The sequence below is a fragment of the Dyella sp. 2YAF14 genome, assembly GCF_052114725.1.
Lineage (GTDB): Bacteria > Pseudomonadota > Gammaproteobacteria > Xanthomonadales > Rhodanobacteraceae > Dyella.
Map to the genome: position 1 here is coordinate 12,973 of NZ_JBFRFH010000018.1, position 21,186 is coordinate 34,158.

The 21,186-nt window shown below is 62.4% G+C and carries 21 protein-coding genes; 8 read left to right on the top strand and 13 right to left on the bottom strand.

Going from position 1 to position 21,186, the window contains the following annotated elements:
• Positions 1-45: 45 nt before the first annotated feature.
• Complete coding sequence (locus AB4Y82_RS18460) at positions 46-1,767, bottom strand: DEAD/DEAH box helicase (RefSeq protein WP_441605006.1); 1,722 nt, start codon at positions 1,765-1,767, stop codon at positions 46-48.
• 492 nt (positions 1,768-2,259) lie between these two features.
• On the opposite strand from AB4Y82_RS18460, the gene trxA reads away from it, so the two are divergent.
• Positions 2,260-2,610, top strand: coding sequence for a thioredoxin TrxA (gene trxA, locus AB4Y82_RS18465; RefSeq protein WP_121883921.1), 351 nt, complete (start codon positions 2,260-2,262; stop codon positions 2,608-2,610).
• Positions 2,611-2,802: 192 nt separating this feature from the next.
• Positions 2,803-4,563, top strand: a complete 1,761-nt coding sequence (gene rho, locus AB4Y82_RS18470) for a transcription termination factor Rho (protein ID WP_441605007.1) — start codon at positions 2,803-2,805, stop codon at positions 4,561-4,563.
• Between the two features lie 78 nt (positions 4,564-4,641).
• On the opposite strand, the gene AB4Y82_RS18475 is transcribed toward rho, so the two are convergent.
• Positions 4,642-4,902, bottom strand: coding sequence for a GlsB/YeaQ/YmgE family stress response membrane protein (locus AB4Y82_RS18475; RefSeq protein ID WP_441605008.1), 261 nt, complete (start codon positions 4,900-4,902; stop codon positions 4,642-4,644).
• Between the two features lie 465 nt (positions 4,903-5,367).
• Here AB4Y82_RS18475 and AB4Y82_RS18480 point away from each other — a divergent pair, with 465 nt between their 5' ends.
• Positions 5,368-6,144 carry a hypothetical protein gene (locus tag AB4Y82_RS18480; RefSeq protein ID WP_441605009.1) on the top strand — a complete coding sequence of 259 codons (777 nt, stop codon included), beginning with the start codon at positions 5,368-5,370 and terminating at the stop codon, positions 6,142-6,144.
• A gap of 88 nt (positions 6,145-6,232) precedes the next feature.
• Here AB4Y82_RS18480 and AB4Y82_RS18485 read toward each other — a convergent pair whose 3' ends face one another.
• From AB4Y82_RS18485 to AB4Y82_RS18500, 4 genes are all read right to left on the bottom strand, one after another.
• Positions 6,233-6,850 (bottom strand): OmpA family protein, encoded by a 618-nt coding sequence (locus tag AB4Y82_RS18485; protein ID WP_441605010.1) that lies wholly within the window; start codon positions 6,848-6,850, stop codon positions 6,233-6,235.
• Between the two features lie 250 nt (positions 6,851-7,100).
• Positions 7,101-7,349, bottom strand: coding sequence for a hypothetical protein (locus AB4Y82_RS18490; RefSeq protein ID WP_441605011.1), 249 nt, complete (start codon positions 7,347-7,349; stop codon positions 7,101-7,103).
• A 95-nt stretch (positions 7,350-7,444) separates the two neighbouring features.
• On the bottom strand, positions 7,445-9,100 hold the full coding sequence (locus tag AB4Y82_RS18495; protein ID WP_441605012.1) for a methyl-accepting chemotaxis protein: 1,656 nt from the start codon (positions 9,098-9,100) through the stop codon (positions 7,445-7,447).
• A 134-nt stretch (positions 9,101-9,234) separates the two neighbouring features.
• A complete protein-coding gene (locus AB4Y82_RS18500; RefSeq protein WP_441605013.1) occupies positions 9,235-9,630 on the bottom strand; it encodes a GFA family protein in 396 nt (131 codons plus the stop codon).
• A gap of 126 nt (positions 9,631-9,756) precedes the next feature.
• On the opposite strand from AB4Y82_RS18500, the gene AB4Y82_RS18505 reads away from it, so the two are divergent.
• Entirely contained in the window at positions 9,757-10,599 is an 843-nt protein-coding gene (locus AB4Y82_RS18505) for an endonuclease/exonuclease/phosphatase family protein (RefSeq protein ID WP_441611549.1), read from the top strand.
• A 285-nt stretch (positions 10,600-10,884) separates the two neighbouring features.
• Here AB4Y82_RS18505 and rsgA read toward each other — a convergent pair whose 3' ends face one another.
• From rsgA to AB4Y82_RS18525, 4 genes are all read right to left on the bottom strand, one after another.
• The gene (gene rsgA, locus AB4Y82_RS18510; RefSeq protein WP_441605015.1) at positions 10,885-11,934 is read right to left on the bottom strand and encodes a ribosome small subunit-dependent GTPase A; all 1,050 of its coding nucleotides are present in this window, start codon (positions 11,932-11,934) and stop codon (positions 10,885-10,887) included.
• A gap of 389 nt (positions 11,935-12,323) precedes the next feature.
• On the bottom strand, positions 12,324-12,842 hold the full coding sequence (locus AB4Y82_RS18515) for a PH domain-containing protein (RefSeq protein WP_441605016.1): 519 nt from the start codon (positions 12,840-12,842) through the stop codon (positions 12,324-12,326).
• Between the two features lie 84 nt (positions 12,843-12,926).
• Positions 12,927-13,280 (bottom strand): hypothetical protein, encoded by a 354-nt coding sequence (locus AB4Y82_RS18520; protein ID WP_441605017.1) that lies wholly within the window; start codon positions 13,278-13,280, stop codon positions 12,927-12,929.
• Between the two features lie 50 nt (positions 13,281-13,330).
• Positions 13,331-13,975 carry a glutathione S-transferase family protein gene (locus AB4Y82_RS18525; RefSeq protein ID WP_441605018.1) on the bottom strand — a complete coding sequence of 215 codons (645 nt, stop codon included), beginning with the start codon at positions 13,973-13,975 and terminating at the stop codon, positions 13,331-13,333.
• A gap of 112 nt (positions 13,976-14,087) precedes the next feature.
• Between AB4Y82_RS18525 and AB4Y82_RS18530 the strand changes: the two genes are divergently transcribed.
• Complete coding sequence (locus AB4Y82_RS18530; protein WP_441605019.1) at positions 14,088-14,675, top strand: TetR/AcrR family transcriptional regulator; 588 nt, start codon at positions 14,088-14,090, stop codon at positions 14,673-14,675.
• Here AB4Y82_RS18530 and AB4Y82_RS18535 read toward each other — a convergent pair.
• The 3 genes from AB4Y82_RS18535 to AB4Y82_RS18545 all read right to left on the bottom strand — a co-directional run bounded on the left by AB4Y82_RS18535 (position 14,662) and on the right by AB4Y82_RS18545 (position 17,836).
• A complete protein-coding gene (locus AB4Y82_RS18535) occupies positions 14,662-15,177 on the bottom strand; it encodes a hypothetical protein (RefSeq protein ID WP_441605020.1) in 516 nt (171 codons plus the stop codon). The two genes, AB4Y82_RS18530 and AB4Y82_RS18535, sit on opposite strands and share 14 nt — an antisense overlap.
• A 74-nt stretch (positions 15,178-15,251) precedes the next feature.
• A complete protein-coding gene (locus AB4Y82_RS18540; RefSeq protein ID WP_441605021.1) occupies positions 15,252-16,736 on the bottom strand; it encodes a hemopexin repeat-containing protein in 1,485 nt (494 codons plus the stop codon).
• Between the two features lie 569 nt (positions 16,737-17,305).
• Positions 17,306-17,836, bottom strand: a complete 531-nt coding sequence (locus tag AB4Y82_RS18545; RefSeq protein ID WP_441605022.1) for a DUF6630 family protein — start codon at positions 17,834-17,836, stop codon at positions 17,306-17,308.
• A 131-nt stretch (positions 17,837-17,967) separates the two neighbouring features.
• On the opposite strand from AB4Y82_RS18545, the gene AB4Y82_RS18550 reads away from it, so the two are divergent.
• The 3 genes from AB4Y82_RS18550 to AB4Y82_RS18560 all read left to right on the top strand — a co-directional run bounded on the left by AB4Y82_RS18550 (position 17,968) and on the right by AB4Y82_RS18560 (position 21,153).
• Positions 17,968-18,657: a hypothetical protein gene (locus tag AB4Y82_RS18550; protein ID WP_441605023.1), complete on the top strand. Its 690-nt coding sequence runs from the start codon at positions 17,968-17,970 to the stop codon at positions 18,655-18,657.
• Positions 18,658-18,834: 177 nt separating this feature from the next.
• Positions 18,835-20,151 carry a lysozyme inhibitor LprI family protein gene (locus tag AB4Y82_RS18555; protein WP_441605024.1) on the top strand — a complete coding sequence of 439 codons (1,317 nt, stop codon included), beginning with the start codon at positions 18,835-18,837 and terminating at the stop codon, positions 20,149-20,151.
• A gap of 174 nt (positions 20,152-20,325) precedes the next feature.
• Entirely contained in the window at positions 20,326-21,153 is an 828-nt protein-coding gene (locus tag AB4Y82_RS18560) for a restriction endonuclease (protein ID WP_441605025.1), read from the top strand.
• Positions 21,154-21,186: the final 33 nt, after the last annotated feature.

Genomic DNA, 21,186 nt, shown 5'->3' on the forward strand with positions numbered 1-21,186 from the left:
GCTGTCGCGGGTTCAGCCCGCGACAGCCTTTGGCAAGCGAGTCGATCAGTGGCCGATGAAGAAGCGGCTCAGGCGGCGGAAGAAGCCCTGCTTCTTCGGCGCGTCCTGCGCGTCACCCACCTTGCTCGGCGTGATGGCCACGTGGCGCGACGGACGCGAGTGGTTGTTGTCGCCGTTGCTGCGCTCACGCGGCGGACGACGCTCGCCACGCGGTGCGCGCGTGCCTTCGGCGGCCGCGTTGGTGCCGCCCTCGACAGCCACCGCATCGCCTTCGCGACGACGGTTGCGACCGCCACGACGACGGCGACGCTTGCGCTCGGCAGCCTCACCGGTTTCCGCCACGGCGGGGGCCGGCGCGGCCGGCTTGGTCACCACGACTTCGGTGCTTTCGCCAGCAGCAGTCTCGACGCGCGGCTTGCGCGGCTCACGCGGCGGCCGGTCGCCACGCGGGCGATCGCCACCACGGCCACCGCCGCTGCGCGGACCCTTGCGGGGCGAGCCGTCCTTCTCGCGCTGCTCGACCTTGTCGCCAAAGGCGGCGCTGTCGGCAGCGACTTCGGCCATGTACTGCGCGTCCTGCTCACGCGGCTTGGGCATCACCAGCAGCTCTGCCTCGATGTTCGCCACCGGGATGCGCTGGCCGATATAGGTTTCGATATCGGGCAGGCTCATCGCGTACAGATCGCAGGCGAAGCTGATCGCATCGCCCTCGGCGCCAAGGCGCGCGGTACGGCCGATGCGGTGCACGTAGTCTTCCGCGTCCTGCGGCAGGTCGTAATTGAAGACGTGGCTGACCGCCGGGATATGCAGGCCGCGCGCGGCAACGTCGGTACATACCAGGATGTCGAGCTGGCCTTCCTGGAAACGCTGCAGCAGCTTCTGGCGCTTGAGCTGGGGCACATCGCCCGACAGCGCGCCGACGCGGTAGCCATAGCGCTTGAGACGATCGGTGATCTTCTCGGCCGCGGCCTTGGTGTTGACGAAGATGATGCTGCGCTCGGCCTTGGTGCGCTCGAGCAGGTTGAGCAGCAGCGGCATCTTCTCTTCCTTGGCGGGGAAGTAGACCAGCTGGCGCACGCGGTCGGCGGTGACGTTTTCCGTCTCCACTTCCAGCTTTTCGGCGTTGTGCATGTGCTCGTAGGCCAGCTCCAGCACGCGATGGCTGAGCGTGGCGGAGAACAGCAGCACCTGGCGCTGCTCGCGCGCCGGCAGGCGGCGGAAGATGAAGCGCACGTCCTTGATGAAGCCAAGGTCGAACATGCGGTCCGCCTCGTCGATCACCATCACTTCGACGGCGTCGAGGCTGAACACGTGCTGCTTGAAGTAGTCCAGCAGACGGCCCGGCGTGGCGATGATGATGTCGCAGCCGTCTTTGAGCTGCTGGCGCTGCTTGTCGTAATCCACGCCGCCGTAGATCAGCGCGGTGCGCAGGCCGGTGTAACGGCCGATCGACTTGGCGTCTTTCTCGATCTGGATGGCGAGTTCGCGGGTGGGGGCGATCACCAGGGCACGCGGATCGCTGTCCTTGCGCTCGGCCACGGCCGGCGTGGTCAGCAGGCGATTCATCATCGCCACCAGGAACGCGCAGGTCTTGCCGGTGCCCGTCTGGGCCTGGCCGGCGACGTCGCGACCCGTCAGCGCGACCGGGAGGGTCAGCGCCTGGATCGGCGTGCAGCGGGTGAAGCCCGCCTCGTCGAGGCCTTGCTGGAGCAGCGGATGGAGATCGAAATTGGTGAAAAAGGTATCGGTGAGTACAGTTTGGGACATCGTAAAGGGAGCTCGAGTGAGGCAGCGCCCTGGGGCAGCCGCCTGGATCCTTGCCGGTGAGACGCAACAAGGAAGGTGGATAGTCGGCGCGACCGGGACGTGGCGACAGGCGCAATCCCTTTTGGATGGCGCGTGCCGGCGACACGTATCCCTGGCTGGACACCGTCGGGAGCGATGGTATTCGACGGCTCCGCTGCCATAGGTCAGAGGGATGGGCGGCCTAAACCACTGGCAGCCATAGGAATCTCTCTCACCTATGTCAACGGAGCCATCCATGTCCACCGCGAGGGGACAGCCCGTTCAGCATACCGAACAGGCCTACAGACTCCCTTGAATCGCTTGAATCGTGCCCCGAGTTACGTTGGAATGGAGGCCTGCCGCAACGGCACCAGACTTCCTTACGGCACGACCCCGCGCTTCATGGGCACCCCAGTGTAGCCGATGCTGGGCGCGCGGTCGTGAAGCCCCTACCCGCAGCCTTCGGAGACCCCGGTGAGCGACCTGATTACCCATGTAAGCGATGATGCCTTCGAGCAGGAAGTGCTCAATTCCGACACCCCGGTTCTGCTCGACTTCTGGGCGGAATGGTGCGGCCCCTGCAAGGCGATCGCGCCGATCCTGGATGAGCTGGCCAAGCAGTACGAAGGCAAGCTGCGCATCGCCAAGATCAACATCGACCACAACCAGAAGACGCCCCGCAACTACGGCGTCCGCGGCATCCCGACCCTGATGGTGTTCAAGAACGGCAAGGTCGAAGCCACCCAGATCGGCGCCGTCAGCAAGGGCGCGCTGACCCAGCTGATCGACAAGGCCATCGTGGCCCCGACTGCCAAGGCCGTCTAAGGCCTGTTTGTCCAAGGCCAATAAGGCCAACTCAGAAAACTTTTCTGAACTTTACCGGCCGCGGCGCTTTACGCCGCCGCGGACCGGGTGCTAGATTCGATCCACGTTCGTCGGGACTGTCCTGTCCCCCGCGCCATCCGCGCGACGCAACCCTCCCTCCTTTTTTCAACGGCGCCCCGCAGAGGTTTGCCCGTGTCCGATATCGAAAGCAAAGATTCCAACGACGCCAAGAGCGCCGACGCCAAGCCTGTGGCCGAACCCCGTCCGCGCGCACCGCGCAAGTCCGCTGCCGCCGCTGCTGCCCAAAAGGCCGAGAAGCAGGCCCAGCTGGACATGCCGCCGCTGCCGCCGATCGAACGAGCCGCACCGCCAGCCGTCGAAGCCTATGCCCCGCCGGCTCCCGCACCCGCTGCCGATTCGGCACCTGGCGACGGCAACCAGCGCCAGCCGCAGGAGGCCCGCGAGGGCGGCCAGCAGCAAGGTGGTCAGCAGCAAGGCGGCAACCCGAATTTCAACAACCGCAACGACCGCAACGACCGTGATGGTCGTGGCCGTCGCCGCCGGCACGAGCGCAACCAGCCTCGCGGCCCCGGTGGTGGTGGTGGTGGTGGTGGCGGCCAGCCGCACGCGCGCAACAACAACGGCCTGCCGGTGGACGACGAGTACGCCGATGCCGGCAGCAACGATCGCCTGATCAACCTGACCGAGCTCAAGCGCAAGAATGCGCTGCAGCTGCTCGAATTCGCCGAGTCCCTCGGCGTGCAGGAAGGCGTGGCGCGTGCCCGCAAGCAGGACGTGGTGTTCAACATCCTCAAGGCTCATGCCCGCTCCGGCGGCGGCATCTGGGCCGAGGGTGTGCTGGAAATCCTGCAGGACGGCTTCGGCTTCCTGCGCTCGGCCGATGAGTCTTACCTCGCCGGTCCGGACGACATCTATGTGTCGCCCAGCCAGATCCGCCGCTTCAACCTGCGCACCGGCGACTACATCACCGGTCGCGTGCGTCACCCCAAGGAAGGCGAGCGTTACTTCGCCATGCTCAAGGTCGACGACATCAACGGCGATCCGCCGGAGGCGTCGAAGAACAAGATGCTGTTCGAGAACCTCACCCCGCTGTTCCCGCGCAAGGCTTTCAAGCTTGAGCGCGGCAACGGTTCCAGTGAGGACATCACCGGCCGCATCCTGGACCTGGTCGCCCCGATCGGCCGCGGCCAGCGTGGCCTGATCGTCTCGCAGCCCAAGTCCGGCAAGACGATGATGCTGCAGAACATCGCGCAGGCCATCACGTACAACCACCCCGACGCGCACCTGATCATGCTGTTGATCGACGAGCGTCCGGAAGAAGTGACGGAAATCGCCCGCACCGTGCGTGCCGAAGTGATCTCCTCCACCTTCGACGAGCCGGCCGTGCGCCACGTGCAGGTGGCCGAAATGGTGATCGAGCGCGCCAAGCGCCTGGTCGAGCACAAGAAGGACGTGGTGATCCTGCTCGACTCGATCACCCGCCTGGCCCGTGCCTACAACACCGTGGTGCCCAGCTCCGGCAAGGTGCTCACCGGTGGTGTCGACGCCAACGCCCTGCAGCGTCCCAAGCGCTTCTTCGGCGCCGCGCGCAACGTGGAAGAAGGCGGCAGCCTGACCATCATCGCCACCGCGCTGACCGACACCGGCAGCAAGATGGACGAGGTGATCTACGAAGAGTTCAAGGGCACCGGCAACATGGAAGTGCACCTGAGCCGCCGCATCTCCGAGAAGCGCGTGTATCCGGCCATCGACATCAACCGCTCCGGCACCCGCCGCGAGGATCTGCTGATCGAACCGGACATGCTTTCCAAGATCTGGATCCTGCGCAAGCTGCTGCATCCGATGGACGAGCTGGCCGCGATGGAGTTCATGCTCGACAAGATGAAGAACACCAAGTCCAACGACGAGTTCTTCAATTCGATGAAGCGCTGATCGCCCGTCGATAGTTCTACGCAAAGGCCGCCCCAGGGCGGCCTTTGTTGTTTATGGGCGCGACACGCTACGACGCCCTCAACGCATCCACTGTTTGAAAACGCGCAGCATCAAGAGCAAGGCGATGGCGCCCAGGATGGCCGTCACCACCGATGCGATGTACCCATCGCCCACGCTGATGCCGGCGAGATGGGCGAGCCCGCCGCCAAGGCATGCGCCCAGCACACCGATCAGGATGTCGATAAACAAACCGTAGCCATCGCTCTTCACCAGCACGCTCGCGAGGCAGCCAGCCAAGGCACCGAGGATGATCCATAAAAGCAGACTGTATTCCGCCACGGCCCGGCCTCTCTGATACGTCAAACCAGCGCAGCGATGTAAGCGCCACACCAGTGGGTGACCTTGCTGCGTGCCGAGGTTGCACCCCTCGAGGCTTTCCGGCGGGAAGCCAAGCGGCGGCCTAGGCTGTTTGACCTATTTCCGCGCCGCGCAGACGCGCCACCATGAGCCGGCCGCCCGGCGTTACCCAAGCAGATGCATCGTGATGTTGAGCCGGCACCCGCCGCAGCACGCGATGTCCGAATCTGCTGGGACACTGTGCGGAGCCGGCCACCGATGTGTTCTCGTCCGTTGTCAGCGGCAGCCTGTTGCAAGGCTCGCGTGGCTCGTCACCCGCTCGCTCGCGTCACTCCCCTTCCCCATCGATGTCCTGCGCGCGCATCGCCATGGCGCCGATGCATGGCCGTGCCAATTACCGACTGATCGATCCAACACCCACCGGGGATTTCCCCACAGGAGCACGCGATGAAACACACCACGCTCGGGCTGGCACTCACGCTGCTGTTTTCATGCACCACGGCGGCACTCGCTGCCGACAACACAAAGACCATGGTCGTGCGCGACTACACCGACACGGTGGCGCCGGCCGACCAGCAAGCCTATGAGGCGGGCATCAAGGCGTACAACCAGTGCCTCGCGCAGCACGGCTTCAAATACAACTGGGGCGCCTGGGTCCATGAAACGGGCGACACGTATTCCTACTCCTACGTCACCGACCCGGTGCCGTGGTCCGCGTTCGATGCGATGCGCACGGCAGGCAAGGCTTGCGACGGCGCCATCCGCACGGGCGTCAATCCTCATCTGAAGAGCGAGATCAGCGCCTTCATGGAGGTGCATCCGGAACTTAGCCACATGGCGAACGGACAGACCATCAACCAGCCTTATCTCGAAGTGATCAGCTTCAAGTTGAAACAGGGACACGAAGCGCGCGAAGCCTTCATCGACGTGGTGAAAAAGATCACCGCAGCGGCAGAGAAATCGAAGTGGCCGAACTACTACGCCACGGGCGAAATACGCGACGCGGGCGGCGATGCACCCGACTTCCAAGTGCTGATTCCTGCCAAGTCATGGGAGGAAATAGGCAAGGAACCGGCCACGCCGTTGTGGGCCATGGTCGAGAGCGTCTATGGCAAGCCCGAGGCACAGAGCATGCGCAAGTCGCTCAACGATGCCGTGCAAGAACAGAATTCGCATGTGGACAGCTACAACACCGACCTTACCTACAAGGCATCCGGCAAATAACCAGCCTGTGGTCCGACCGGTAAAAGCAAAGGCCGCCCACGGGCGGCCTTTGTTGTGTTGGCATGCGAGATACGCGAAAGCGCGTGGCTTAGCTGCTTCCTGTGCCCGCTGTACTCGCCGTGGTCCCTGCGCTCCCCGCAAAGTCCGTCACCAGCGAGACACGGCGATTGGGCATGCCCTGGTCGCCTGTCGCGCCCTTCACCACCTGGCGGTTTTTCGCCTTGCCGTAGCTCACCGCACGCACCTGGTCGGCATTGAGGCCGCCGGTCTGTACGAGGTAGTCGCGCACGGCTTGCGCGCGCTTGAGCGCCAGCTGCTGGTTGTAGCCGGCAGATCCAGCGGGGTCGGCGAAGCCTTCGGCGGTGATCACCGCGTTGGAGTGGTGATCGCGCATCACCTTCGCAAAGTCGTCGAGCCGTTGCTTGTCCTCATCACGCAACGTGCTCTGATTGGTATCGAAGTGCGCAATGGTGTCCACGCTGATGCGGCCCGCCATGGCCGTGATCTGGGTGTCGTATTGCGCAAACTTGGTGTGCATCTCCTGCGTGATCGCATCGATCTCTTGCTGTTGCTTCTGATCGTTGCTGCGCAGTTCTGCCACAGTGGCATCAAAGTCGGTTTTCTTGACGTAGCCGGTGCAGCCGCAGAGCGCGACCACGAACAGTCCGACCAGGCCACGACCGATACGAGCGCTGGTACTTGCCATGGGGTTCTCCTCTCGTTAGCGGTGCGCAAACACTCGCCGCATTCACGGCGAGCGCATTCGCTCAAGGAGTATGCACGGCAGGCGTCAAGCTGGCGCCAATGCGTAAAATTACGGGTTTGGACGTCTATTCACAAAACCGGGTCACGCGAAGACCGCAGCCAGGTCTTTCATGGCCGCAGTCCATCTCACCATGCGCCAAAAATCCAAAACACCGCATGAATACGGGCGGCAGAATGGGCACCTACGGGGCTCACGACCGCCCCGCCACCTTGCGGAAACGACGCTCCTGCACGATCCACATGCCCAGGCCATAGCCGGCGCCCGCCAGCGCGCCCCACAGCAGGGCGGACTGCGCAACGGTCAGGCGCGGATGCGGGATCACGTACGTCATGATCAGGAACATGGGGAGGCCATAGAGCAGCACCCCATTCAACAGCACATACCGCAACCGTCCCTGCGCGCGGATCCTGGCCCAACGATCGAATTCCCTGGTCTGCATGCGTGCCCCCGTAAGCCTCGCTCTGAAAGTAGAACGATGCTTGAAACGCGCGAGCGACCCATGGGTTGAATGCGGTCATCGGATTCGTTCAGAACTCAGAACTCGGTCCACACCTGATCAGCTGCAGCCAGGCCCGGCGCTGCGCTCCGTGACCTGAAGGACATCGTTGTCCCGGCTGCCCTTGCGCCAGAGGGTCGCGCCGCCGGCTCGCATGGCGCCGCGACCTGCAGGCTGAAATAGGCCACCTGATGGATCAGCACCTGGGACAAGTCCAGCGTGTTGCGGCTGGCGGCACTGGCCTCTTCCACCAGGGCGGCGTTCTGCTGGGTGACTTCGTCCAGCGAGAGCACGGCGTTGTTTACCTGCCCGATGCCCGCCGACTGTTCTTCCGAGGCCGCGGCGATCACCTCGACGATGGTGCTCACCTCGCGCACTTCGTCCGCGATGTCGCTCAACGCGCTGCCCGTGCGCTGCACCAGTGTGGCGCCCTGGGCGACCTTGTCGGCGACGTCCTGGATCAGCCACTTGATGTTCTTGGCCGCGGCACCGCTGCGCTGTGCGAGCACCCGCACTTCCGAGGCGACCACGGCAAAACCGCGGCCCTGCTCGCCGGCACGGGCCGCTTCCACCGCGGCATTGAGCGCCAGCAGATTGGTCTGGAAGGCGATCTCATCGATCAGCACCACGATCTCGCCCACTTGCTTGCTGACTTGCGTGATGGCGGCCATCGCATCGACGGCGGAATTCGCGACGTCGCGACCTTCGTCCGCGCGCTGGCGCATGCGCATGGCCATGCCACGCGCCTGGCTCGCGCCTTCGGCGTTCTGCCTGACCGTGCTGGACAGTTCTTCCATCGATGCGGCCGTTTCTTCCAGCGAGCTTGCCTGCTCCTGCGTGCGCTGCGACAGATCATCGTTGCCTTGCGACAGGTCGCGTGCGGCGGACGTCACCTGTTCGGCGACGTCGCGCACTTGCGTCACGATGCTGGCGAGCTGGCGATCCATGGCGTCAAGCGATCGCAGCGTGTCGCTGAATTCATCGTTGCCTGCGATCACCGTCGCGTTATTGAGCCTGCCTTGCTGGATCGCATTGGCCAGCTTGCGGGCTTGCTCGAGTGGACGCGAGATGGCGCGTATCAGCGCGATGGCCGCAGTAACCAGTAAACCCAGAGCGATCGCCAGCACGGCCAGCGCCAGCTGCCAGGTCTGAGTGAAGCTGGCCGCGGCGGCTTGCCTGGAGTCGGCGGCCTGCTTCGCGTTGATCATCCTCAGGCGATCGATCAGTGCCGTGGCTCGACCCATGGCGTCAGCCACCTTGGCCAGATGCAGCTGGCGTGCCTGATCGGTCTTGCCGGTATCGAGCATCTCGGCTTCGCGGCTCACCTCAGGCCCGACGTCCGCCATCAAGCTGGCCAACTCTTTGGCTACGGTGCACTCCTCCGGGCTCGAAACCATGGCTGGGTAGTACGTTCTCCAAGCTGCCGCCAGGCGCTCGTGACCGAGCTTGATTCGCGCCGACGCATCCCGCCGAGAGGGATCGATCAGCGATTGATTGAGCGCCTGGCGATCATCCACGATCGCCGCACGCATGGCACTGACCGTGATGATCGCCATCACGTTGTTCTGATACATGTCGTCGACCATGACATGCGTCTTGCGCACACCAGCCAGGCCAACCACGCCGACGACGAGCGAGAGCACCAGAGCAAGGCCCATGGTCGCGATAATTTTCAAACGAATGGTGACACGCATGCTGCCGACTCCCCGATGGATGACTCACCCTGTAGGGGAGATCGGCGGAGCAAGGGGCATCCTTGATGGGAGCTTTGATGCGCTACGCGGTAGGCATTTGCCGACGCAGCTCCCGCGGATTTTAAGCTAACGCATCACGCCATGTGTTCGATGCCATCCGGCAACGTGACCCACGGATGCATGCACTCCTCGTACACCGAAATGCTCGGCGCGGGAAAATCGGGATTGGAGAACGCACCCACCGGCACGCCCACCAGACCCTCGACCGAGTCCAGCTGGTAGTACACTGTGGCACCGCACTGCGGGCAGAAGTAGAACGTGGCCGAGCCGCCGGTTTCGCCATGCCGCACATAGGCCGTCGAGTTACCGCGTATCACCACGGCGCTTTCGTGAAAGCGCGCCTGCACGCCGAACACGCTGCCGGTGCGCCGCTGGCAGGCGTTGCAGTGGCAGATGGAGACGCGCAGGGGCTCTTCGGTGGCCCGGAGCATCAGCTGGCGGCAACTGCAGGTGGCAACGCGCTGTGGCATGGCGGGCTCTTTGAGGGCGGCGAAGATGCGGATCGACGCGCGCACTATACGCGGCCCTGTGCGTCCGGGCTGCCCCGCCAACGAACGCTCATGCTACGGTCGGCGCACTACCCGCGGAGCCCTTCCATGTCCCCGTCCCGTGCCTGGCTAGTCGCCACCTTTGCCATCCTGTCCACCATCGCCAGCCTGCCCGTCGCCGCGCAGAGCCTGCGCGTGATGAGCTTCAACGTGCGGGTACCCGTGGCGGCCGATGGCCCCAATCGATGGGAGGCACGACGCGACCTGATGGTAAGCACCATCCGCGAACAACACCCTGATGTGCTCGGCACGCAGGAGCTGCATCAGGAACAGGGCGACTACATCGTCTCCAAGCTGCCCGAATACACCTGGTTCGGCATCGACCGCCACGGCGGCCACAGCGACGAGCACATGGGCGTGTTCTATCGCAGTGACCGATTGACCCTGAAGGACTCCGGCAATTTCTGGCTGTCGGATACTCCCGAAGTACCGGGCAGCATCACCTGGGGACATCCCTATCCGCGCATGGTGACCTGGGCTTTGTTCGAAGACAAAACCACGCACCGCTCCTTCTACTACTACAACACCCACCTGCCCTATCAGGAGCAGGACGAACCGGCGCGGGTCAAAGGTGCCAAGGAAATGCTTGGCCGTCTTGCCAAGTTACCGGCGAACGCGCCCTTCATCCTGACCGGCGATCTGAATACCGATGCCAGTAGTCCGACGTATGCTCTGCTGACCAAGGAGTTGGTTGATACGCGAGCCGTTGCTTCCAAGGTTGAAGGGCCTGAGAAGACATTTCATAACTTCACCGGCAATCCGACGGAGCGGATCGATTTCATTCTTGAGCGGGGCTTCAAGCCGACGCATTTTGCGACGCTGACCGCGCAGAAGGATGGGCGGTATCCTTCGGATCATTTTCCGGTGGTGGCCGACCTCAGCTGGAAATAGTGCGTTAGATCCCGTGTAGAAGCGCACTTGTGCGCGACCGGGATGCATCACGGCGTGGCCTGTCGCGCACAAGTGCGCTCCTACAATAAAGAATCACAGCCGGCCGGGGCGCGATCCAGCACCGCCCCAGCTTCGCCATCACGTCAAACTTTTGAACTGGAGATAGCAGAGCCCCTCTCCTTTGTAGGAGCGCACTTGTGCGCGACCACGATGCGTTGCGGTGTTACCTGTCGCGCACAAGTGCGCTCCTACAAAAGGAATCTCTGAACGCCATGGCGCGATCCATCACCGCCCCAGCCTCTCCCGCTTCGCCTTCATCACCTGCTTTGCCATCGCACCAAACTGACGACTTTGCTCACGCTGCTCGCGCAAGGTCTGCCTGGTGCGCATCGCTTCGCGCTGCAGCTTGCGATAGTTGTCGACGCGTCGTGCATCGAGCGTGCCCTCAGCCAGCGCTGCTTCCACCGCACATCCAGCATCGCCGTGGTGATGGCAATCACCAAAACGACATTGCGAGGCAAGCGCCGCGATGTCCTCGAACACCGCATCCAGTTCCGGATGCGCGGTGGCAAGACGCAGCTCACGCATGCCTGGCGTATCGATCACCCATGCCGCGGAAGCGGTGGGAAACATCTCCCTCGCCGTAGTGGTGTGACGCCCGCGAGCATCGTCTTCGCGTATTCCCGAGGTCCGCTGCGAAGCCTCGCCGATCACCCGGTTGGTGAGCGTGGATTTGCCTACGCCGGACGAGCCGACGAAAGCCACCGTCTTGCCCGGCGCCAGCCACGGCGATAGCTGCGACACTGAGGCATCGTCCAGCGCGTTCACCGCAACAACGGCCACGCCAGGCATCAACTGCTCCGCCTCGGTCACATAGCCCGACACCCCTTCGCCGAGATCCGCCTTGGTCAGCACGATCACCGGCGTCACGCCCGCATTGAGCGCCAGCGTGAGATAGCGCTCCAGGCGCGACGGGTTGAAGTCGTCATTGCACGAGGACACCACAAACAGCACATCCAGATTGGCCGCGATCAACTGGCGCTGATGATCGCCACCCGCGGCGATACGCTCGATCAGCGACTGGCGATCCAGCACGCGCAGCACGCGATCCGCATCGTCCGCGAGCCATACCCAATCACCCACCGCCACGCCGGCAACGAGATGATGCGGCAGCACCACCGACGCCTGCCCGCGCGAGGACAACACCGTCAGCCCGCTGCGATGCACCGCCAGCACACGCGCGGGATAACCGGCCTCGAAATCGGCCAAGGTCAAGGATTGTGCGTACTCAGCGCGCCAGCCGAGCTGGTGCAGCGAAAACGTCTCTAAAGACATGGGAAACACCCTGGAAACAAGGAAAACGACGGCCACGCAAGAGCGGCCGAACGAAGTGCCGGGGTGCGAAACGAGGAATGAAGCGCCAGCCAGCCGAGGGCTGGCAGAAACATCAGAAGCGCGTCGACCCGGCAGAGGCTGCAGCTACAACAATCATTGTTCTTTCCTCCTAAGGCTGGGTTGACGGGACGCGCAGAGTAGCCACGCACAGCGGCCGTTGCAAGTACTTATTTTCGTTAGACGTTACGCATAAAAGAGCGTCCACCCCGGTATTGCAACACACGTGCCGACCCTGGGTTTTCAAGAACGCACGCCCGAAAACGCAGAAGGCCGGCTCATCGGCCGGCCTTCTGTATCGGTGCTGTGACAGCACCTCGTGACGCCATGCGCTACATCTGCTCTACCGGAAGCACGCGACGACGCGAGCGCTCGCGCAGTGAACAATCGCGCAGCGTATCGGCCATCGCCTCCAGATCCGGGATGCCATACAAGTAAACGGACGTCATGCCCGCATCCGACGAATGCAGGTGCACCGTGCTATAGCCCAGCATGCGCTGCCCCAGCGGCTTGTGCAGGTCGATGTGGTCAACACGGAACAATTCCAGGTTGTCCTGCATCTTGGAAAAGAGCCCGCGCTCGATGCGCACGCGTTGCGTGGTGATGGTGAAACGCGTGGAGAGGCTGCGTATCCAATAGACCAGCAAGGCGATGCCGAGGGTGATCACGATCAGCACGTACTGTCCCGCCGAATACACCACCGCCGGATGTCCCTCGAACAGAGTCCGTTCCGTCGTGGCCTCACGCGCCGCCACATAGGCATCGATATCCGTACCGCAGAACCGGCACTTGTGCGCCGTGGCCATGATCATCTCGCCACAGGCCGGACACGGCTTACGCTGCTCGTCCATCTCACACCCCACTGGTTAGTCCCGTGGGGATTATGCGGCCTGCGGCGACAAACTGGCTGAGCGAACGAATAACCCCGCCCCGACTTACCCTGGCAACGGCAGGCACTCCATGATTTCCACCGAATCGCCCGGGAAGATCGAAAAATGCGGGTGGCCCTCGAACAGCTTGGCCGCCGCCTCCTGCGATTCGGCCCGCACCACGGTGTAGCCCGTCATCTGATTGCGGATGCCTTCGATGCCGCTCTTGGATGCGCGCAGCGTTTTGCCGAGCGGCGCTCCGACGTCGACGATGGCGTCCTTGTGCGACTGCACCCAGGCGCCCCAGGCCTGGATGCCCTGCTGCGTGCGCGCCTGCCGCTCCGCGTCGCTGAGCTCATCCCAGCCCGATGCCTTATGGGTCGCTTCCGAGCCGATATAGACCGCGAGAAACTGTTTCATGATTGCCTCCAGGGTGGATGGACGGATGGTGCCAGGGTCGCGTTGCAGTACTACGCCAGTGCGTCGGCTTTCTTCGCGGTTATGGCTGGCCAGGGATCGGCCCAGGCCGGCAAGCGCATCAGCCCATCGAGCCAGCGCACCACGTTCGGATAATCACCAAGCGGCATGCGCGAATGCCGCCACTCGCACGCCATCGAAGCGAGCTGGAAATCGGCGATGGTGAGGCGGCTGCAAGCGACAAAGTCTCGGCCCTCCAGGTGCTGGTCCAACACGCTGGCAAACCTCTTCAGCTCGGGAATCACTGCCGCGATCTCCGCCTCGTCAGGCTCGCCGATATGGAAAGTGGCCTTCACCACATGCTCGAAATAGAACGGCGCCACCGCACTCGCCCAATGCTGGTCGTTCCATGACAGCCAACGCAGCACTTCCACCTGTTCGGCGGGCTCGTGCGCGGGCCACATATCCGAACCCTGCTTGATGCACAGATACGCCATGATTGCGGACGACTCCCACAGCACCGTATCGCCATCGACCAGGGTGGGCACCTTTCGATTGGGATTGAGCGCCGTATAAGCCGGCGTCTTCAGACCGCCGCCCATCAGGTCGAGCTCGATGCACTGCGCCTCGATGCCCAGATGCTTGACCAGCGCCAGCACACGGCGCGGCGCCTGGGCCTTGATCCAGTAGATCTTCATGCCTTCCTCCGCTGCTTGGTTGGGTTGCCGGCGCCCACCTTACCCCGCCGCAAAATATGTTAAAGAACATAATTTGAGGGCCTGCTATACCTGTCCCACGGAGGTTGCAGCCATGCCTTACAGTCCCGAACACAAGGTGCAGACGCGGGCACGCGTGGTCGAATCCGCGCGGCGCCTGTTCAATCGCCACGGCTTCGAACAGGTCACCATCGACCAGGTGATGGCCTCCGCCGGGCTCACCCGCGGCGCCTTCTATCACCACTTCGACAGCAAAGACGAACTCTACGCCGCCGCCGTCGCCAGCTTCACCACCTGCAATCCGTTCGCCGTGAAATCGGCGCAATCGGCGCCGGCCATCGACGATCCCAAACAGATGGCGCGGATGTTGATCGATCTCTACCTCAGCGATGAAGTGCTGGAGAACATCGACATGCATTGCCCGCTCTACGCACTGCCTTCGGACGTGGCGCGTGCCGGGCTGGAACCGCAGCAGGCCTATACCGATCTGATCCGCGGCATGCGGCACATCTATCGCGTGGCGCTCGACGGCATGCGCGATGCGGACCGGCGCGCCGACGCCATGGTCTCGCTATGCGTGGGCGGCATGGTGCTGGCACGCACCACCAATGATCCGCAGTTGCGCACATCGTTGCGTGCCTCGGCGCGGCATCAGGCGCTGGCGTTGCTCAAGACGGAATAGCGTCCCTGGGCACATTCGCGTCGATCCAGTGGATGATGAACTCATCGAGCGCCACCCGCTCGGGAACCTCGATGCCTGCCTCGCGCACGAACGCGGACGCCGCCTTGATCAGCGACTGGCGCGAAAGGCTGCTGGCCTGACGCGCAGCGGCCTGCTTCTGGCGCAACTGCACGATATGCGCCGAGGGTTTCCCGGGCTTGGCGTACTTCTGATAGCGGCGCAATTCGTCGGCGGCCAAGGTGGTATCGAACGCCGCCTGCAGCGTGGCCCTGCGAGCCTGCAGGAGTGCCATCAGAGTCTCCGTGCGGGCGTCAGCTTCGCCCTGCCCCGGCAGCACGCGTGCGAGCGCAGCGGGAGCCTCGGCTCCCTGCAAGGCTGCGAGAAAAGCGGCATAGGGGAAGGGTGCGGTCGTAATCATGGCGATGGCCGGATGCAGATGGCCTCGCACGATACGCGCTTGCGCCACGAACTGCGATGAAGCCGGTCGTATGGCTTCATCCATCGCAAGCGGCTCTCTTTTAAGGAAACGCCTGATATCGCCGCGCAGGCAGGTCAAGCAAGCCGACTGTCATCGATTCACAGCTTGTGCTGCGCCCCCTTGGGCAACACCAGCTTGTGCTCGATCTTGCCGACACGATGGATCACCTTGCCGCCGGCACTGAGTCGGAACGACTGGGTGAAGTTGTGGCTAGGCGTATCGGGCAGAAAGCTATAGGCGCTATTGGCCGCCTCCACGGTCTTGTACGTCCAGTCCACGCACTGCGGCTCGGTGTTCAAGATCGACATCAGATTGGCGGCCGAGTAGGTCATAGTGCCCGCGCCTGAGGAAAGCATGGTGGTGGCGCCGTTGATGTCGCCCACGAAGTTGACCTGAAACGCCACGATGGGCGCGAGATTCTGTGCAGGCTGACCGCTCAGCGATACGGTCTTGTTGCCTATGGTGTGGCCGTGATTGTCGATCAGAGTGAAGGTGACACCGTTGATGTTGTCCGCGGCATCATTCGACAGGCTGATGATGATCTGATAGCCGGCAGGCAAGGTATTGCTCGGCAGATTGGCCAGCCGCTGCAGGATATTGATCACCTGTTGCTGCTTGTTGTGCCAGTTGTCCACGATGCACAACATGCCTGGCGACGTATTGTCGGGAATCAGCAGCACGCAATACTGCTGCGCGCCGTCGTATGCGCCGCTGGCCGAGTACGCGTTCAGTTGAAAGCCGAAGCCATTGCTGCCCGTGATGTCGGTGTCCACGATGATGTGCACCGAGAGCCCGCGCAAATGATTGCACGAGACAAACCAGGGAAAATCGGGTATCGCGCGTATCCTCTGCTTGACCGCCTCACTCGCCGAAACCCGCGGCCCCGGGCTATACAGGAAGTAATTCGAATTGCTGCCCAGGCCCGCCTGTGGAATGGCTGCATATGGGCCTGCGCTGTTGAGCGCCGCGCTGATGCCGTTGCGTCCGAAATTGCCCCAACCCCAGTTCGGCGAAATGGGTTTCGGATAACCCGCATCCACCGTACCCGCACCTTCATCGGCGCGCGTGACGCGTATGTACTGATCGCCCGCAAAGAAGTAGCAACGCGAGCCGCTGTACAACGCCGCGTCGATGCCGTTCTCGCCGAACGATCCCCAGTTCCACACCGAGATGGGTCGCGGATAACCCGCGTCCACCGTGCCGGGCCCGGTTTCGCCGCGGGTCACTCGTATGTATTGCTTGCCTGAGAAGAAATAGCACTTCGAATTGCTGTATAGCGCCGCATCGATGCCATTGGCCCCGAACGCACCCCAGCCCCAGTTCGGCGCAATCGCCCGCGGATAACCCGGGTCGATCGTACCGGGCCCCGTCACGCCACGCGTGGTGCGAATATATTGGCTACCCGCAAAGAAATAGCACTTCGAACCACTGTAGAGCGCGGCGTCGATGCCGTTGGCACCGAACGACCCCCAGCCCCAGTTCGGCGAAATGCCGCGCGGATATCCGGCATCCACCGTGCCCGGACCGGTGTCGTCACGCACGACGCGGATGTATTGGTTGCCTGAAAAGAAATAGTCGTACACGGCAGCTCTCCAGCAGAGGCGCGCGGCCTCTTGCGAGCAGATATTCCGTTGACCCACGGTCCGCATGCTGCGGAGGAAGAGCGTCGAGCACGCAAACGCCCTGTTCGAATCACGGCGGAGATTAGCGCCGGCGCCGCGCATGCTCCATAGCGCATAAGCGCTGTAGTCAGGCGTTTTACTTAGACCGTTTGATCGGCGAAAACCCCGCGAGGCCATGCGCCGCGAAATGGCCTCGGCATCAGCAAGAACATGCGATGCAACTGCGATGCCTGGCTATACGTATCTCAACGAAAGCGCGTATCTCGGTATCGGTGGCCGTTGAAAGGGTGAGGCACGTCAGTCGCGCACAGGGTGCGCTCCCACAAAGGCTTTTCTTGGTGAGTGGTGTTTCATGGTGGGTGGTGTTTCGTTGTCGGCGACATGTCGATGTGGGAGCGCCTCCCCTGTGGGAGCGCACCCTGTGCGCGACGCTCTTCATCACGCCCCTCGATTCAAATCACGCCCCACACCGGCCACAGCACAACCCAGGGCTGTTACTCAAACGAGAACACCGCACATGCATTCCGCGCTCAACCGATCTCGTTACCGCGATGCAGATGAATCCCCAACTCCGGCGCCAGCTCCCGCATCGGCTCGATATCCCGGCTCAACGACATCCAACCCGCCACGCTGTCATCGTCCGTATCGCGCACCCATAGCGTGTAACCGTGCGGCGCGAGATTGTCGTAAGCGACGCCAAGCAGATCCGCGGTGTCGATATCGGCGTGGTATTCATCCTCGTCCGTATCGCCATCCCAATCGATGGTCAGGTTCCAGCGAGCGGCAAGCTCATCAATCGCCTGCACCAGCGCCCGCGTGTCGCCGGCATCCACATGGAACGTGGCCCGCCAATCCGCCACCTGCCCCACCACCTGCGCAACATCGATCTCATCCTCCGCCAACTCCGCCACCGCCTCGCGATACCCCGCGAACTGCTGAAACGCCGCGTCGTCATCGCCGGGATTGATCAACAGCAGAAACTGCCAGACGCGCGCGTCGAGCGAGTCGTCGTCATCGTCGAAGGGCTGGGTGGTGTCGAAATCGTCGTCGGAGGAGTTCATGGCGGGGCGTCCAGGGTTAGGGAGGCATCATCTCACTCAAACGGGCCGCCGAGAACCGCAGCCTGCCTGGGTTCGCGTGGCCATAGGCACGCGAGAGGCCATATGCTTGGCATGAACCAATAGGGGGAGCTATGGATTCGGCGACACTTACTTTTTCTGCCTTGAACGAGCGCATCGACGCCCTGCCTGACCATGAGAGCCTCGCGATAGCACCGACGAGGCGCCAAAGGTGGGGTTTCATTCTCGGGTTCAGCGCTGGCTTTATCGGTCTCATTGCTGGAAAGGCGATGCCAGACTCGACCTGGACTGTCGTCTTCACTGCGACCATGTTGACGATCGAAGTCGTGGCGCTGGCCGTTGCGCTCATACCGCGTCGACCGTGGCGCATTCCCGGTTTTGCCAAGGAGCGGCGCCAATTCGCTGAGCAGCTGGATTTCGATCAACACCACTACGATCGCCTCGTCGCGTGGATCCGTGCCTTTCCAAGGGCTCGTATTGAAGCCATGGGGGAGTATGCGTCACGTCGTCACGAACTGCTGAAAGACAAGTACCCGCTGCTTTCGGGTGGCCTGGAAAAGCTAGGCGCGCTACCTGTCGTAGCGGCGCTCTATCTGCAGTTCAAAGACCTTCACTGGCCGCCTCACCCCACGTGGCCGGAACTCATTCTCGGATTCGCTTTGGTTTCGCTCTACTGGGCCAGCCTGTTAGTTGCCAGCGTCCGCTTTCGCGCGCAGCTGTTCGTAACGCTTTTGACGCGAGCGATGGAATCGGCGGACGATCTCAACCAAGAGTCAGCCTCCGCGACCTCGGTCCTTTCTTAGCAATATTTCGAGCACGCCAAGGTAGTGCAAGTTGCGGCACGCGCCTCTGTGCCTTTCCTCACAACCATCTCCCTCTGGTGCCTCCAAGTTGCCTCAATGAGGGCTTCGATATGGCCTCAAAAAAATGTGAGACTTACGAATCGGCCCCCAGGGATGAGCACCATGTGGCTTAGGCGAATGACGGCTTTGGTTCTTTGCAGTCTCAGCGGACTCGCCGCAGCGGCGGGTATTAGTTGCGACAAGGCCTCGAACTCGATTGATCAGGCGATCTGTCAAAGCCACAGGATCTCGGCCCTTGATGAACAGATGGGCCAGGCCTATGCGGAAGCGGCACAACGGGCACGCGGCGAGCAAGAGAAGCTGCTGCGCGACCAGCGACACTGGCTGGCAGAGCGCAACGAGCTGATCCATGGGCTGATTGGCGAGAAGCCCTTGACCACGAAAGAGGACCGACTGGAGAAGCCGCTGGCTCGCTTCTATCAGGATCGCATCGCGTATTTGAGCCACGTGTTTCGCGACAGAAAGGATGCTTCGCCACTACTGACCGCTATCGCAAGCAAGCTTTCCAAAGACGAGGACCGTGGCTATCCCAAAGACCCTTGGAATTCACTTGGCGGCGACGGCTCCATCTTCCTTGCACCTCAGGAGGAGGGGGCCGATGCGAAAGATGTCGGCTCCAAGATCCCTGTTGATCCTGGCAAGCCGCTAACGGATTTGATCAACGAGCTCGTCGACAACGGCGACACGACGAGGATCACGCTGGCAATGCTTCCCGATCTCGGCATAGGCGGCATGTACACGGTGGCTGGCACGCTGCATTGCGCGAACTGGGCGCTTTTCACTTGGCGCGGCCGCACATTACAAGCTCTTATGACACCGCATGTTCTGCAACAGAACTGCTGGACGACCCAAGGAACCATTGTCTCATTTCAGGGAGCGACACACGCCCTGTCGCTCGGAATCGCTCTGACAGACTCCACCATCCGGACGCAGGCGCTGACCGGTGGCAAGTGGATCGCGCCGAACCGGTTGGAAGTGCGTTACGACTATGAATTGCAAAGCCCACAGGGTTTCTGCGCCGAGGACAATCCGCGCTGCAGCGACCTGATCGCACTGGCGAACACCTATGTCGCTCGTTATGACCGCAGCCGGATACCAGAACTGCTGTCTGCCACTGCGCTGTCTGATGAGGAGGCGGCCAGCTATGCCACCATGCAGGCATCCATGGACGATCAGGGCGGAGTGCTCCCCACGTTTGGCCAGACAATCAACGATGGCTACAGCGCTTTCGGCGATGGCGCGATTACCTTTCCCTTGCGCTGGCACGGCGAAGTGCTACTGGGAAGGATCAGCCGGGCGAGCCTAGGTTGGCGCGTTGGAGACAACTGGCTAATCGGTCTCTGGCGATTGTCGGGGCAATCGTTGGAACCGATCGTGGGCGTGCGTGTGCCCGTCGTGCGAACGGGTTATTTGCACTCTGCGATTGTGCCCTAGAAATAACATCCAGACTGCTAGGCAAAGGTCTGGCAAAGCCGAAGGCTGTCTAACAACGGGCCAATTTAACTTACCCGCCCCATTCATCCCAAGAACGCTGCGCCAATCGGCCACTTTTGCTCGCGGCCTGACCCCCTGTATGTTGCAGAGAATTGCGGCACAAAGGGGAGAGCCGTGGCTAAGCGCAGGGGAAGCGGGATTGAAACTATTTCATTCATGCCATGGCAAGTGGGAATTGTGCTTGGTGTGATTGGATTCGTGGTCGTCCGGTACAGTATCGGGTGGATGGTTTCATCCAGCAATAACCCAGTCTTAGCTGGCATTGGGAAGGCCAGTGCCGCCGGTTCATTTGCACCCATGGCCTGGGTAGTCCTACTTGGGTGTTGGATCGGTGCGGTTTCATCTTTTTATCGCCAGCGATACCGCAAACGACTACTCGAATCCCAGACCGGTCTCGAAAGCGTTCGCGCCATGAGCTGGCAAGCCTTCGAGCAGTTGGTCGGCGAGGCCTTCAGGCGACAGGGCTATGCTGTCGAAGAGACAGGTCTTGGTGGCGCGGACGGCGGTATCGATTTGCTCCTGCGCAAGCAGGGAAAAACGGTGCTGGTGCAGTGCAAGCAGTGGCGGTCAAGACAAGTTCCCGTCACCGTGGTTCGCGAGATGTTTGGCTTGCTCGCGCATCACAACGCAAGCAGCGTGATCATCGTTTCCACGGGAGACTACACCGCGGATGCCCGCCGGTTCGCGACGGGCAAGCCTATCGAATTGATCAATGGTGATCAGCTCCTGGCGATGGTTCAGAACGTGCAAACGGCCGCTACGCCCGCGCATCAGGAGCCGGCGCTCGCGACGGCGGCGGCGAAGCCCTCCGGCGTCGCTCCAACATGCCCTACTTGCGCATCGGAAATGATTCGCCGCGAAAATCGCCGCACGCACGAAGCATTTTGGGGATGCCCGAGTTATCCGCGTTGCCGAGGCACGCGAGTCATTTCCCAAAGCTGATCTCGCAGCGACTACTTACAACTTAGGACCTAT